The sequence below is a fragment of the Tsuneonella sp. CC-YZS046 genome (assembly GCF_035581365.1).
GTDB lineage: Bacteria > Pseudomonadota > Alphaproteobacteria > Sphingomonadales > Sphingomonadaceae > JAWKXU01.
On sequence record NZ_CP141590.1, the window covers coordinates 1,419,963 to 1,433,563 of the forward strand.

Annotated in this window: 12 protein-coding genes; 5 read left to right on the plus strand and 7 right to left on the minus strand. The window is 64.6% G+C overall.

What is annotated here, in order from left to right:
* Positions 1-2: 2 nt before the first annotated feature.
* Together U8326_RS06980 and U8326_RS06985 are read right to left on the minus strand one after the other, a co-directional pair.
* Positions 3-1,019: a 2-oxoacid:ferredoxin oxidoreductase subunit beta gene (locus tag U8326_RS06980; RefSeq protein WP_324743186.1), complete on the minus strand. Its 1,017-nt coding sequence runs from the start codon at positions 1,017-1,019 to the stop codon at positions 3-5.
* Positions 1,016-2,956, minus strand: coding sequence for a 2-oxoacid:acceptor oxidoreductase subunit alpha (locus U8326_RS06985; protein ID WP_324743187.1), 1,941 nt, complete (start codon positions 2,954-2,956; stop codon positions 1,016-1,018). The genes U8326_RS06980 and U8326_RS06985 overlap by 4 nt, the downstream gene beginning before the upstream one ends.
* Before the next feature lie 180 nt (positions 2,957-3,136).
* Here U8326_RS06985 and U8326_RS06990 point away from each other — a divergent pair, with 180 nt between their 5' ends.
* A complete protein-coding gene (locus U8326_RS06990) occupies positions 3,137-3,619 on the plus strand; it encodes an RNA pyrophosphohydrolase (protein WP_324743188.1) in 483 nt (160 codons plus the stop codon).
* Positions 3,620-3,658: 39 nt separating this feature from the next.
* On the opposite strand, the gene U8326_RS06995 is transcribed toward U8326_RS06990, so the two are convergent.
* The 3 genes from U8326_RS06995 to guaB are packed head-to-tail and all read right to left on the minus strand — an operon-like array spanning position 3,659 to position 6,876.
* The gene (locus tag U8326_RS06995; RefSeq protein ID WP_324743189.1) at positions 3,659-4,162 is read right to left on the minus strand and encodes a tetratricopeptide repeat protein; all 504 of its coding nucleotides are present in this window, start codon (positions 4,160-4,162) and stop codon (positions 3,659-3,661) included.
* 59 nt (positions 4,163-4,221) lie between these two features.
* Positions 4,222-5,400 (minus strand): RsmB/NOP family class I SAM-dependent RNA methyltransferase, encoded by a 1,179-nt coding sequence (locus U8326_RS07000; RefSeq protein ID WP_324743190.1) that lies wholly within the window; start codon positions 5,398-5,400, stop codon positions 4,222-4,224.
* Between the two features lie 18 nt (positions 5,401-5,418).
* Positions 5,419-6,876: an IMP dehydrogenase gene (guaB, locus tag U8326_RS07005; protein ID WP_324743192.1), complete on the minus strand. Its 1,458-nt coding sequence runs from the start codon at positions 6,874-6,876 to the stop codon at positions 5,419-5,421.
* A gap of 227 nt (positions 6,877-7,103) precedes the next feature.
* Here guaB and U8326_RS07010 point away from each other — a divergent pair, with 227 nt between their 5' ends.
* Together U8326_RS07010 and U8326_RS07015 are read left to right on the plus strand one after the other, a co-directional pair.
* On the plus strand, positions 7,104-7,970 hold the full coding sequence (locus tag U8326_RS07010) for a neutral zinc metallopeptidase (RefSeq protein WP_324743194.1): 867 nt from the start codon (positions 7,104-7,106) through the stop codon (positions 7,968-7,970).
* A gap of 49 nt (positions 7,971-8,019) precedes the next feature.
* Entirely contained in the window at positions 8,020-8,610 is a 591-nt protein-coding gene (locus tag U8326_RS07015; protein WP_324743196.1) for a hypothetical protein, read from the plus strand.
* Between the two features lie 12 nt (positions 8,611-8,622).
* Here the strand turns inward: U8326_RS07015 and creD are convergent, their stop codons facing one another.
* Positions 8,623-10,110 (minus strand): cell envelope integrity protein CreD, encoded by a 1,488-nt coding sequence (gene creD, locus U8326_RS07020; RefSeq protein ID WP_324743198.1) that lies wholly within the window; start codon positions 10,108-10,110, stop codon positions 8,623-8,625.
* A gap of 101 nt (positions 10,111-10,211) precedes the next feature.
* Here creD and U8326_RS07025 point away from each other — a divergent pair, with 101 nt between their 5' ends.
* Positions 10,212-11,360 (plus strand): alpha-hydroxy acid oxidase, encoded by a 1,149-nt coding sequence (locus U8326_RS07025; RefSeq protein WP_324743200.1) that lies wholly within the window; start codon positions 10,212-10,214, stop codon positions 11,358-11,360.
* 27 nt (positions 11,361-11,387) lie between these two features.
* Positions 11,388-12,041, plus strand: coding sequence for a peptidylprolyl isomerase (locus U8326_RS07030; protein WP_324743202.1), 654 nt, complete (start codon positions 11,388-11,390; stop codon positions 12,039-12,041).
* A gap of 24 nt (positions 12,042-12,065) precedes the next feature.
* On the opposite strand, the gene U8326_RS07035 is transcribed toward U8326_RS07030, so the two are convergent.
* Positions 12,066-13,493: a metallophosphoesterase family protein gene (locus U8326_RS07035; RefSeq protein ID WP_324743204.1), complete on the minus strand. Its 1,428-nt coding sequence runs from the start codon at positions 13,491-13,493 to the stop codon at positions 12,066-12,068.
* Positions 13,494-13,601: the final 108 nt, after the last annotated feature.

Below are 13,601 nucleotides of genomic sequence, written 5' to 3' on the forward strand. Positions count from 1 at the left end.
CTTTATGCCTCCACGGTCCAGGTCTGGCCCTTCGCCAGCAGCTTGGCGAGATCGGCCTGCTTACCCTCGCTCGCCTTGGCGTTCTGGTCGATCACGCTCTGCTCGAACGTGGGGCGCGGATCGTCATAGATGACGCCCAGCGCCATCGGAAACGGGCCGAACGGCAGCTCGACCAGCATATGCGCGATGGACCGATTGGTCACATCATGCACGATCACGCCGGCCGATTGCCAATCGCCATCGACGACATCCACCACGGTCAGCGTCAGCTTCTCAGCGTCGAGCGCAATGCCCTTGGTGCCCTTGGCGAACAGCATCGGCTCGCCATCGTTCAACCAGAGCTGGTTTTCATCCGCGAACTTCTTCTCGGTGAAACCAGCGAAGACGTCCTTGTTATAGACGATGCAGTTCTGGAAGATCTCGACGAAAGCCGCACCCTTATGGGCGTGGGCCGCCTTCAGCACCGCCGGCAGATCCTTGGAAACGTCGAAGCCCCGCGCCACGAAGCGCGCGCCCGCGCCCAGCGCGAAGGCGCAGGGGCTGGCCGGGCGATCGACGGAGCCGAGCGGGGTGGACGGGCTGGTCGTGCCGACCCGGCTGGTCGGGGAATACTGCCCCTTGGTCAGGCCGTAGATCTCGTTGTTGAACAGCATGATCTGGCAGTTCAGATTGCGGCGCAGCAGATGCATGGTGTGATTGCCGCCGATCGACATGCCATCGCCGTCGCCCGTCACCAGCCAGATATCCAGCTCCGGATTGGCGAGCTTGATGCCGGTGGCGAAGGCCGGGGCGCGACCATGGATCGTGTGGAAGCCGTAGCTTTCCATGTAATAGGGAAAGCGGCTGGAGCAGCCGATACCCGATACAAACACTGTCTTGGCCGGATCGGCGCCGATTTCAGGCAGGGTCCGCTGGACCGCCTTGAGGATCGCGTAATCGCCGCAGCCGGGGCACCAGCGGACTTCCTGATCGGTTTCCCAATCCTTGAGCGTCGTGGTGATCGTGGTCATTTCGTTCATGGGTTGACTGCCTTCGGGCTGGGCAACTGGGTGTCGCTCGGCGGAACCTCGCCGCCTTCATTATCGGGAATGCCGTCGAAGAACTTGGCGATGGCCTCTTCCAGTTCCGCGATGGAGAAAGGCTGGCCGCTGGTCTTGTTGAGCGGCTTGGCATCGACCAGATACTGGTCGCGCAGCACCGTCTTGAACTGGCCCGTGTTCATTTCCGGCACGAGAATATTGTCATAACCACGCAGCAACTCGCCGAGATTGGCCGGCAAGGGCCAGACGTGGCGGACATGGACATGGCTGACGTCCAGCCCCTTGCGGCGCGCGCGGCGGACCGCCTGGTGAATCGGCCCGAAGGTGGAGCCCCATCCCACGACGGCCAGCTTGCCCGACGGATTGCCGATCGCGACGTCCTGCGCAGGAATGCTCCTGGCCACACCGTCGATCTTGTCGCGGCGGGCATCCGTCATGGCCTGGTGGTTCTCGGGAGAATAATCGATATGGCCGGTATCGATGGCCTTCTCGATCCCGCCGATGCGGTGCATCAGCCCGGGCGTGCCCGGCTTGATCCACGGACGCGCGCCCTTGGCGTCGCGCTTGAAGGGAAGCAACTGATCGCCGGCATTCTTCTCTTCGAGGAAGCTCACCGGGAACGGTTCATAAGCGGAGGGGTCCGGCACTTTCCATGGCTCGGCCGCATTGCCGATATAGCCGTCGGTCAGCAGCATCACCGGGGTCATGTATTGCACCGCGATGCGGCACGCCTCGATCGCGCATTCGAAAGCATCGGCCGGGCTGCGTGCCGCGATCACCGGCATCGGCGCATCGCCATTGCGGCCATAGACCGCCTGATAGAGATCGGACTGCTCCGTCTTGGTGGGCAGGCCAGTGGAAGGCCCGCCGCGCTGGGAATTGACGATGACCAGCGGAAGCTCGGTCATGATCGCCAGGCCCATCGCCTCGCCCTTCAGCGCGATGCCGGGACCAGATGAACTGGTGACGCCCAGTTGCCCCGCATAGGATGCCCCGATGGCGGCGCAGATCGCGGCGATCTCGTCCTCCGCCTGGAAGGTCGTGATGCCGAATTCCTTCAACCGCGCCAGATGATGCAGAATCGCCGAGGCGGGAGTGATCGGATAGCCGCCGAAGAACATCGGCAGGCTTGCCAGCTGCGCACCCGCGACCAGCCCGAGGCTGATCGCCTCCGCGCCGGTGATGGTGCGATAGACACCCGGCTCGCTTTCGGCCGGATCGATGTGAAGCTGCTTGAGCGGGCCGGAAATCTCCGCCGTTTCGCCATAGGAATGCCCCGCATCCAGCGCGGCGATATTCGCCTCGGCCAGTTCGGGCGCCTTGGCGAATTTCTGCTTGAGCCACTCATGAATCGGTTCGCGCGGGCGATCGAACATCCAGAGGGCGAGCCCCAGGGTCCACATGTTCTTGCAGCGCAGCGCTTCCTTGTTGCCAAGGCCGAACGGCTTCACGGATTCCAGCGTAAGGGCGGAAATATCGAACGCGAGCACATCCCACTTGGCCAGGCTGCCGTCTTCCAGCGGATTCGTGTCGTATTTGGCCTTCTCGAGGTTGCGCTTGTTGAACTCGCCGGTGTCGGCGATCACAAGCCCGCCCGGCTTGAGCGCCGGCAGGTTCACCTTGAGCGCCGCCGGGTTCATCGCGATCAGCACATCGGGCGCGTCGCCGGCGGTTTCGATCGAAGTCGAGCCGAAATTGATCTGGAACGCCGAAACCCCGAACAGCGTGCCCTGCGGCGCGCGGATTTCCGCCGGGAAATCCGGGAATGTCGCCAGATCGTTGCCGGCCAGCGCGGTGGACAGGGTAAACTGCCCACCCGTAAGCTGCATGCCGTCACCGCTATCGCCGGCGAACCGCACCACAACGGCTTCCGGAGTGGTTTGCCCGGCCTGCTTTTCGACCACAAGAGTCGCCATTTTAGTTCACCTTCAAGCGAGGCGCGTATAACTCGCGCCTTTCCTTCCCAATCGGACCTATGCCTCGCGCCTTTCGCCCGCAATAAACTTTTTCTGTAACGCGCAAAAACACACAAGTGGAAATCGACGAGATTTCGTCTTAATCCACTGCATAATGAAACATCCATGCAGTGCCCGCCCATGAGCCGAGAGAAATCCCTGCCCTATCGCCCCTGCGTCGGCGTGATGCTGGTCAACCACCGGCGCCAGGCCTTTGTCGGCAAGCGGATCGACACCAAGGAAGGCGATTGGTGGCAAATGCCCCAGGGCGGAATCGACGAGGGCGAGGAGCCGATGCAGGCCGCGCTTCGCGAGCTGAATGAAGAGACAGGCCTGCAGTCCCGGCATGTGTCGCTCATCGCCCAGACGCGCGAGGAGCTGCTCTACGACCTTCCCCGCGAACTCCTGGGCAAGTTGTGGGGCGGCCGCTACCGGGGCCAGCGCCAGCACTGGTTCCTGGCGCGATTCACGGGGCAGGACAGCGATTTCAACCTTGCCGCCCACGACCCGGCCGAATTCTGCGACTGGCGCTGGGTCGACCCCGAGCAGCTGCCGCAGCTTATCATCCCCTTCAAGGCGCAGGTCTATCAGGCGATATTGGACGAGTTCCGCCCGCTGATCTGAACAGCGGCGCGGACAGTTCAGGTGCTGCCGACGCCGCGATCAGTTTTGGGTAATCACCACTTCCGGCTTCACCGCCTCGGCGGTCACCACCGTCTGCGTCGGCCCGGTTTCGATGCTGGTTGCCAGCGTCCGCGTTTCCGAGCAGCTTTCCCCGCACAGGCTCTGCAGCTTGGTCAGGTTGCGCCGCGCCTTTTCGATCGCGCCCTTTTCCACCAGGGCCGCCCCCTCGCCGGAAAGCGCGGAAAAATTGGCCGGGTCCTGCTTCAACGCCTCACGGTAATAATGGATGGCCTTGCCCTGCAGCCCTTCCTTGCGGGCCGCACGGGCCAGTTCGAGATAGGTCGGCGTATAGCCCGGATCGACCGCCAGGGCCGCCTCGAAGGCATCCACCGCACCTTGAGTATCCCCCGCATCCAGCGCCACCCGGCCTTCTTCGATCAGGCGGGCTGCACGCGGATCGGGCTCGCCGGTCGCGCCCAGGCCCGCACTGGCCGTCACCGCGGCGAACAGCGAAAGGGCAAGGGCGGCAGGATAGTAGCGCATCAAAAACTCCTTCAGGGCAGACGATGGACTATTCGCAGGCTCTGCCATGACACGAGATGTTAACACGGCGAAACGAGACGCGCGACGAAAAATCCATCCGTTCCGTCGTGAAGCGGCGTCAAGCGGATTCCTTGCCCGCGTTGGCGTCCGGCCGGCAGATCCGGGCGGTCTGCCCGCCAGCCGGGCCGGGCCGCGAGAAAGGCGTCCACCCGATCCGGCCCTTCCGCATCCAGCACCGAACAGACCGCGTAGAGCAGGCGGCCGCCCGGCTTGACCAGCCCGGCGGCAACATCCAGCACATGGGCTTGCGCGCGCGCAAGCCGCTCCAGTTCCCGCCGGTCGAGCCGCCAGCGCGCTTCGGGGTTGCGCCGCCATGTGCCTGTGCCGGAACAGGGCGCATCGACCAGCACGGCATCGGCAAGGCCAGCCCAGTCCGCCAATAACGCCGCCTCTTCCCCCGGGTTGAGCAGGCGCGTCTCGATCATGGCCGCACCGGCGCGCTCGGCCCGCGGCCCCAGGCGCGACAAGCGGGTGCGATCAATATCGCACGCCAGCAACCGTCCACGATTGTCCATGGCCGCCGCCAGGGCCAGGGTCTTGCCCCCTGCCCCCGCGCAGAGGTCGACAATCAACTCTCCGGGCATGGCGCCCACGGCTTCGCACACGAGCTGGGATGCCGTGTCCTGCACCTCGATAGCCCCGGCCTGATAGGCTTCCCATTGCTCGACACGCGTGCCGGTGGGGAAACGCAGGCCATGCGCCGCAAGCGTGGGTTCGCCCGGCTCCGGCAATTCATCCGCCCGGCCTTGCCGCAGGCTATTGATCCGGCAATCGAGCGGCGCGCGCTCCAGCAAGCCAGCCAGCTCGTCCTGGCGAATGTCGGAACCCGCCAGCAATTCCTCCAGCCAGCCGGGCGCATGGCCCGCCCCTGCCACCGGCTCTCCATCCTGCAAGGGATAAGGCGCATGGGGCGATCCGTCGAACAATTGGCGGATGGAAGAGTCGCCTTCAGCCAGCCGCAGCATCGCGGCGCGGCCAGTTTCCGGAATTTCGCCGCAGGCGCGAATCGCTCCGTAGACCAGCTCGCGCACCGCCCGCCGGTCCTTGCTCCCGGCAAAGCGGCGAGTGCGGAACCAGTCCGCGATGAGACGGTCCGCCGAAGCCCCACCGCTGCGCGCGGCGGCAATGATAAGATCCAGCAGCTCGATCGCTGCCTGAACGCGGGCGGCAGGCGTCATTTCCGGCGCCTGGCAGCGCTACCGCGTCGGATAGTTCGGCGCTTCTCGCGTGATCGACACGTCATGGACATGGCTTTCGGTAAGGCCCGAATTGGTGATCCGGATGAACTTCGCCCGGGTGCGCAGATCCTCGATCGTGGCGGAACCGGTATAGCCCATGGCCGCCTTGATCCCGCCGACAAGCTGATGAATCACGTCCTTGGCCGAGCCTTTGAACGGCACCTGGCCTTCGATCCCTTCCGGCACCAGCTTCATCTGGTCCTTGATGTCCTGCTGGAAATAGCGGTCGGCGCTGCCCCGCGCCATTGCGCCCACCGAACCCATTCCGCGATAGGACTTGTAGGCGCGGCCCTGGTAGAGGAAGGTTTCGCCCGGCGCCTCCTCCGTGCCCGCCAGCAGCGATCCGATCATGATGGTGGAAGCGCCGGCGGCCAGCGCCTTGGCCGCGTCGCCGGAGGTCCGCAGCCCCCCGTCGCCGATCACCGGAATATCCGATTTCGCGGCTTCGGCGGCGCTTTCCATGATCGCGGTAAGCTGGGGCACGCCCACGCCCGCGACGATCCGGGTGGTGCAGATGGAGCCGGGGCCGATCCCGACCTTGACCGCATCCGCCCCTGCATCGATCAATGCCCGGGTCGCTTCCGCCGTGGCGACATTGCCCGCCACCACCTGCACGGCGTTTGACAGCTTCTTCACCCGCTCCACCGCCTTGGCCACATCGCGATTATGGCCATGCGCGGTATCGATGATCACCACATCGCATTCGGCGTCGATCAGCGCCTCGGTCCGTTCGAAGCCCTTGTCGCCCACCGTGGTCGCCGCCGCCACCCGCAGGCGGCCTGCACTATCCTTGGTGGCGCTCGGGTAGGTGACGGCCTTTTCGATATCCTTCACCGTAATCAGGCCGATGCAATGATAGGCCTCGTCCACTACCAGCAGCTTCTCTATCCTGCGCTGGTGCAGCAGCCGCCGCGCTTCCTCCTGGCTGACGCCGGGGCTTGCGGTGGCGAGATTCTCGCTGGTCATCAATTCCCGCACGGGCTGGCTGGGATTGTCGGCGAAGCGGACATCGCGGTGCGTCAGGATGCCTACCAGCTTCCCGCCCTTTTCCACCACGGGAATGCCGCTGATCCGGTTGGCCTGCATCAGCTTCTGCGCTTCGCCCAGCGTCGCATCCGGCGAAATGGTGATGGGATTGACCACCATCCCGCTCTCGAACCGCTTCACGCTGCGCACCGCCGCGCATTGTTCCCTGATCGAGAGGTTGCGGTGAAGCACCCCGATGCCGCCGAGCTGCGCCATGACGATCGCCATGTCCGCTTCGGTGACGGTATCCATCGCCGCCGAGAGGACAGGAATGTTGAGAGCGATGCCGCGAGTCAGCCGGGTGCTGGTGTCCGCCTGAGAGGGCAGGATATCGCTCGCCCCGGGACGCAGCAGCACGTCGTCGAATGTCAGGCCGGTCGGGATATCCATGGCGCCAGTTTCCTCTGCGAGGGAAGAATCGTGGCGGCCCATGTAACCGCGCTTTGCTGCAGGTGCTAGGGGGAGAAGAAAATTCCCCGAAATCGGTCGCCCAACCCGCCGCTTTCCGCGGGAACATTGTCCCGCTCCGGCCTTTGTTTCGTGGAAGGTTGACGCAAGACGGGAATGCCTGTCCAACCCGTTGGGTGCAACTGGCACGACAGGCGACGGGGATTTCAATGCGGCTAAGAGACTTCAATCCTGCCAATATCCGGGTGGAAGACCAGCGCGGGATGCGTTTTCCGGGCGGCGGTGGCGGCAAGCTGGGCTGCGGCGGCATCGTGCTGGTGCTGATCGCATCGCTGGTGTTCGGCGTCGATCCGGCGCAGATGCTGGGAAGCCTGGAGCAAGTCCAGCAGAGCGCGCCGGCCGGGCAGCAGGCGGGCGGCACAACCGCCAGCGAAAGCTGCAATACGGATGCGCTGAGCAAGGAAAGCTGCGCCGTCCTCGCCTCGCTCAACCAGACATGGGAACCGCTGTTCAAGCAGGCGAGTATCCCGTTCCAGCAACCCAAGCTGGTCTTTTATTCGCAGGCCGGGCGTTCCGGATGCGGCGCGGCGCAAAGCGCGATGGGCCCGTTCTACTGCCCCAGCGACCACGGCATCTATATCGATACGGATTTCTACCGGGAAATGGAGCAGCGCCTGGGCGCGGGCGGCGATTTCGCGCGGGCCTATGTGATGGCGCATGAATATGGCCATCACGTGCAGACTCTCACCGGGGTTTCCGATCAGGTGCGCAGCGCGCAATCGCAGAATCCTTCCCAGGCCAACCCGCTGCAGGTGCGGATGGAACTGCAGGCGGATTGCTACGCCGGGGTCTGGGCCGCCAAGAACGCCGATCTGATCGAGGCGGGCGATATCGAGGAAGGGCTGACGGCCGCGCACGCGATCGGCGACGACACTTTGATGAAACAAGCGGGGCAGCGGCCCGTTGAAGCTGCATTCACCCATGGAAGCAGCGCGCAGCGGATGGAATGGCTGCGGCGAGGATTGGAGACAGGCAATGAAGATCAGTGCGACACTTTCGCCGATCTCAGGAGATAGACGCTCAGGGAACGCACGAGTTGGCGCGGGCGGAACGATCCTTGCGCTCATGCTGGCGGCCTCGCTGCCGGCAGCGGCGCAGACCAAGGACAAGGAGCCCGAAAAGCCCGTCACCGACGATACGGTGACAGTGGGCGATGTGGCGGGCACCCCGCTCAACGATCTCAACATCACGCGCGACGAAATCCCGCCGCTCCTGATCCAGGCGAGACAGGACCCCTACAACAGTAAGGATATGAAGAAGTGCGGCCAGATTGCCGCCGCCGTCGGCCAGCTCGACGCGATCCTGGGCGACGATCTCGATATCGCCGGGGAAAAGAGCAATGCCGTGAATGCAGGCCGCGTCGCCAAATGGGCGGTCAGCCGCTTCATTCCGTTTCGCGGCCTGATCCGCGAGATTTCAGGAGCCAGGGAGCATGAGCGGCAATTCCAGGACGCCATCGTCGCGGGAATGATGCGCCGCTCCTACCTCAAGGGCCTGGGCGAAGCGAAAGGGTGCAAATATCCCGCCCGCCCGGCGGATGAGGAAACCATCAGCCGCATCGAATACGAGCGGCAGGTGATGGCGGCCGAGGCGGCGATCCAGAAGCCGGACGAGAAAGCCAAGGGCGCAAGCGTGAAGGACGAAAAGCCCAGATAGGCTCCCTCATTCTCAGGCCGGCGCGGCCGGGGGGCTTCCCGCATCCGCTGGCCCGCCCCCGCTTTCCGCCGGATTGCCGCTCCGCCCGATGCTGGACCATTCGACGTTGCGGGTGGCATACATCACCCCGGCGAGCGCCACGAACAGCAGGATCGATCCGATCAGCAGCGACCAGGCCTCAAGGCTCAGCAGCACGTAGAGCAATGCGTAGAGGCCGAGCAGCAACGCGCCGATGAAGCGCGCCCTGCGCCAGCTTTTCAGCACCGCCGCGCTATAGGCGGTGAGCAGGCCGATAATCGCGGCGCTGGCGACGAGATAGGCCACCGTGAAGCCGATCACCTCGGCAAAGGCGAGCAGCAGCACGAAGAACAGCACCAGCCCCGCGCCGGTCATCAGATATTCCGCCGCGGCCACGCGGGCGCCGCCCACGATGTCGAACAGCAGGAAGGCGAGGAAGGTGAAGCCAATGAACAGGAACCCGTATTTCACCGCCCGGTCGACCTTGCTGTAGAGATTGACCGGCTCGATCAGCCCGACCGTGACGGCGCGGGCCGGGCCGCCGATCACTTCCACCGCGCCCCCGGATGCGGGATTGCTGGCGGAAGAGGCCATGGCCACTTCCTGCGCCATCACGGGCGCATAGCCACCGCTGCCATCGTCGATCATCGGCGGGCCGGGATCTTCCGTCGCGACCGGAGCCTGGCCGAGCGCCAGCTTGTCTACCGTGAAGCCGGCCTTGAAGCCCTCGCCCCCCACCGAGCGCGTCTCCGGCAGGAATGCGCCGCTGAAGCTGGGATTGGGCCAGCTGGAGGAAACGTCCCAGCGAGTCTGCCCGCCGCGCGGCACCAGGCTGAGCGAGCCGCTGCCCCGCAGGCCGAAGGCGTAATCGACAGAGAGCACGCCCTCGCCGTTCCACGGCAGGAAGGCGAAGAATCCCTGCCCGCTGGTCGCGCCCGGCCCCTTGCCCGGCTGCACCGGCAGGCTCTGCCCATTGGCCTTGAGCGTGCCGCCCTTGGTCAGCCCGCGCGCGTCGGACGCGCCCATGCGCAATTCCGCGCGGTCCCACAGCAATCGCTCGCGGGTCACACCGAAGCGCGGCAGGTCCGCCGGCAGCTCGAACTTCGCGGCGCCGCTGACCTGTGCTTCATAGAGCACGCTGCGATAGATCGACTTGCGCCGCTCCTCCGGCCTGACGCTGGTCTGCGCCCGGTTCTCGACAGGGGAGATATAGAGCAGGCGCTCTACCTCCACGGTCCGGGTAGTAACCTTGCCGTTCACTTCCTCGTTCTGGGTTTCAGTCGTCCTGAACGGTACGACCACGATCGGCCCCGCGATCACCTGCGGCCCGCCCCATCCGGCGGTGATGCTCTGCTGGGCGGTCTGCGACTGGCCCTGCCGGTCCCACACCAGCGCATAAACGAAGACCAGGGGGATAATCAGCGCGGCGCCGACCAGAACCGCGAACAGGAGCTTGATCCCCGGACTACGTTCCCGCACCATGCCGCATCCCCTTCATTGCCAGCGCCACTGCCTGACGCCTTATTCGTGTATAATGGATGAACCGCCTTTGCCGATCATGCTCACCCTGCTAGCGAAGCGCGATGCGCCTTGCCGATTGCCATAATATCGAGGATTTTCGCAGGCTTGCCAAGGCCCGCCTGCCGTGGCCGGTGTTCGACTATATCGATGGCGCCGCGGATGACGAGCTGACCCGCCAGCGCAACACCGCCGCCTACGGCCATGCCGACCTCGTGCCCAACGTGCTGGCCGGCGTGCAGAACATTGACATGTCCTGCACCATCATGGGCCGCAGGAGCGCCCTGCCGCTGGTCCTTTCCCCCACGGCATTGCAGCGGGTGTTCCACTGGCAGGGCGAACGGGCCGTGGCCAGGGCGGCCGAGAAATTCGGGCTGTGGTGCGGCATTTCGAGCCTGGCGACCGTCAGCATCGAAGAAATCGGCGCGATGATTTCCACACCGAAAATGTTCCAGCTCTACGTCCACAAGGACAAAGGGCTGAACACATCCATGATCGAACGCTGCAAGGAAGCGAAGTTCGATTGCATCGCTCTCACGGTCGACACCATCGTCGGCGGCAAGCGCGAACGCTGCCTGCGCAGCGGCTTCTCCAGCCCGCCGCGCTTCACCGCTTCCTCGCTGCTGTCCTATGCGATCAAGCCGCGCTGGGCGCTGGACTATGTGTTCCGCGAGAAATTCCGCCTGCCCAATCTCGACACCCATGTCAGCCAAGGGACCGACGAGGCGATGTCGATCCAGGGCTATTTCTCGACCATGCTCGACCAGTCCATGAACTGGGATACGGCAGCACGGATCAGGCAGGATTGGGGCGGCACATTCTGCCTCAAGGGCGTGATGAGCGCGGGCGATGCCCGCCGCGCCGTGGAAATCGGCGCGGACGCGATCATGATTTCCAATCACGGCGGCCGCCAGCTCGACGGCAGCCGCACGCCGTTCGACCAGCTCACCGAGATCGTGGACGCCGTGGGCGGGGAGATCGAGATCATCTGCGACGGCGGAGTGCGACGCGGCACCCATGTGATGAAGGCGCTGGCGGCGGGAGCCACGGCGGCCTCGGGCGGGCGGCTCTATCTCTATGCGCTGGCCGCGGCGGGCCAGGCCGGGGTGGAGCGCGCCCTCACCATCCTGCGCGAGGAAATCGAACGCGACATGAAGCTGATGGGCGTAACCGGCGTCGATCAGCTTGGCCGGGATATGCTGCGCTGGCGATGACCCGCATATTGCTGCCATGATCGGCCCATGACACACCGATTCGCTTTTCTCGCCGCGCCTCTTTTCCTGCTTTCCGCCGCCGTCGCGGCGCAGGATCAACCCACTGCTTCGCCGGAACCAGCCCCGTCCGTGCCGCAAACCGTCGATGTAGTGATCCAGACCGAGCTGGGGAACATCAGGCTCGCGCTGGAAAGTGAGCGAGCGCTCGTCACCACCGCCAATTTCCTGCGCTACACCGATCAGAAGCGCTTCGACGGAACGGTGTTCTACCGGGCCATGCGGCTTGCCTGGGGCGACCAGCCCAACGGCTTGATCCAGGGCGGCACGCAGATGAACCCCAAGCGCATTCTCAAGCCGATCGCGCATGAGGCCACCAGCCAGACCGGGGTGCTGCACAAGGCCGGAACCATCTCGATGGCCCGCTATGATCCGGGTTCGGCGACGGGGGATTTTTCGATCCTGCTGTCGGACATGCCTGGCCTCGACGCCGACCCGGCTTCGGCCAACCCGGATCTCGCCGCCGGCTTCGCCGCCTTCGGCCATGTGGTGGAAGGCATGGATGTGGTTCAGGCGATCTGGAACGCGCCGGTCGATCCGGAGAAAGGCGAAGGGGCGCTGAAAGGGCAGATGATCCAGCAGCCGGTGAAGATCATCAGCGTGCGCCGGGCGCCCAAGCAATAGAGAATCCGGCTCGCGCCATCACCCCTATTTCTTGCGCGCGACGCACTTGCCCCCGTCCGGCCCGACATCGCCGTTGCAGGTGCGTTCCTCAATCATCGGCTCATTCAGGTCGTTCAGGCGATTGAGCCCGTCGGCCCCGCGCACGAGTTCGAACCCGTCATAGAGCTTGCCGGACGCGGTGTAGGTCCGGAAGGTCAGCCGCTCGCCGGCCACATCGACGATCTGATACAGCTCGGTCGCTTCGGCAACCTTGTCCGGCTGGCTGCGCGCACGGTCGTTCAGGCCGTACATTTTCGATCCGGTGACGGACACCAGATAGACCGGCCCCTGCACCGCACCGCTTGCATGCTGCGCCTTGCTCGCCACGCGCCCGTCTGCCGAGGTCAAACGGCTGTAGCAATGGTCATGCCCCTGCAGCACCAGATCAACCTTGCGCTTGTCGAACACCGGCTTCCATGCCGCCTTTATCTCCGCCGTGTCGTCCGGCCGCGCGCAAGTGAATACGGGCTGATGGAACAGCACCACATTCCACTTCGCCTTGCTGGAGGCCAGGGTCTGATCCAGCCAGCGGGTCTGGGCATCCATCGTCCCCAGATCGATCGCCGAGGTGCCGTCCAGCACGATGAAGCGAACCCCCTGGTAGTCGACGAAATAGGTGGTTGATTTCGCCGCCGCGACGCCATTGACAGGAAGCGCGAACTGCAACGGCCAGTATGGGCCCAGCTTGCGGCTTTCCTTGCCATTCGGCAGCATCACATCGACATATTCGTGATTGCCGGTGGCGGGGACCTGCGGGACGATGGCGTAGTTATAAGCCCCGGCCTGGTTCCATTCGCCCCATTCATCGTCATGGTCCAGATCGTCGCGCTGCGCGGTCAGGTCGCCCGCATGGAGCACCAGCTCGATCCTGCCATTGGCATGGAACGCCTGCCTGATAACGCGCGATGCATAGGTCAGGATTCCGTTCTGGATGTCGCCAAGATAGAGGAAGCGGAACGGGCGAGGTTCGGCCGCAGCCGTGCGGAATTGCAGCCATTCGCTCCAGCCCGCGCTCCCTTTCAGCCGATAGGCGTAGGCCGTATCCGGCTGCAGGTCTGCAAAGCGTATCTGATGATAGAGCGCAGGCCCGTTCGCGCTATCCTTCGCGGCCGACGTCCCGGTTATCAGCGTCGCCTTTTCTTCCAGCGTCGGGCCGTCCACCGCAATGGCGATCTGCGCCTCGCTGCTCTGCTGCGCGACATCGGTGCGATAGGCCACCGCCATTTCGCGCGTCGGATCGGCGCCGGGGGTCAGCACGACACGATCCGGCAGGTTGCGAGCGGCATAAGGCGTGCCGGCCGACCGCGGGATCGAAACTTCCTGCGCCTCCTGCGCATGGGCGGCGGGGTCGGTGCCGATCGCCGCCAGCGCGAGACAACCGCTGATAAGGATGTTCCTTGAAAGAAAAGACATGCCCTCTCCCTGGTCACGGATGCGTGATTGCCTGAATCTCCCAATTCCCCTGAAAGGTCATTGTTACAATTATATGGAAGCGGGTGGAAATAACCCTGGCCCGCAGGA

Excerpts from the sequence above, each read along its gene's own strand:
- U8326_RS06990 (WP_324743188.1), top strand. The coding sequence starts at position 3,137 with ATGAGCCGAGAGAAATCCCTGCCCTATCGCCCCTGCGTCGGCGTGATG.
- U8326_RS07025 (WP_324743200.1), top strand. The coding sequence starts at position 10,212 with ATGCGCCTTGCCGATTGCCATAATATCGAGGATTTTCGCAGGCTTGCC.
- U8326_RS06985 (WP_324743187.1), bottom strand. The coding sequence starts at position 2,956 with ATGGCGACTCTTGTGGTCGAAAAGCAGGCCGGGCAAACCACTCCGGAA.
- U8326_RS06995 (WP_324743189.1), bottom strand. The coding sequence starts at position 4,162 with ATGCGCTACTATCCTGCCGCCCTTGCCCTTTCGCTGTTCGCCGCGGTG.
- creD (WP_324743198.1), bottom strand. The coding sequence starts at position 10,110 with ATGGTGCGGGAACGTAGTCCGGGGATCAAGCTCCTGTTCGCGGTTCTG.
- U8326_RS07035 (WP_324743204.1), bottom strand. The coding sequence starts at position 13,493 with ATGTCTTTTCTTTCAAGGAACATCCTTATCAGCGGTTGTCTCGCGCTG.
- guaB (WP_324743192.1), bottom strand. The coding sequence starts at position 6,876 with ATGGATATCCCGACCGGCCTGACATTCGACGACGTGCTGCTGCGTCCC.
- U8326_RS07015 (WP_324743196.1), top strand. The coding sequence starts at position 8,020 with ATGCTGGCGGCCTCGCTGCCGGCAGCGGCGCAGACCAAGGACAAGGAG.
- U8326_RS07030 (WP_324743202.1), top strand. The coding sequence starts at position 11,388 with ATGACACACCGATTCGCTTTTCTCGCCGCGCCTCTTTTCCTGCTTTCC.
- U8326_RS06980 (WP_324743186.1), bottom strand. The coding sequence starts at position 1,019 with ATGAACGAAATGACCACGATCACCACGACGCTCAAGGATTGGGAAACC.
- U8326_RS07000 (WP_324743190.1), bottom strand. The coding sequence starts at position 5,400 with ATGACGCCTGCCGCCCGCGTTCAGGCAGCGATCGAGCTGCTGGATCTT.
- U8326_RS07010 (WP_324743194.1), top strand. The coding sequence starts at position 7,104 with ATGCGGCTAAGAGACTTCAATCCTGCCAATATCCGGGTGGAAGACCAG.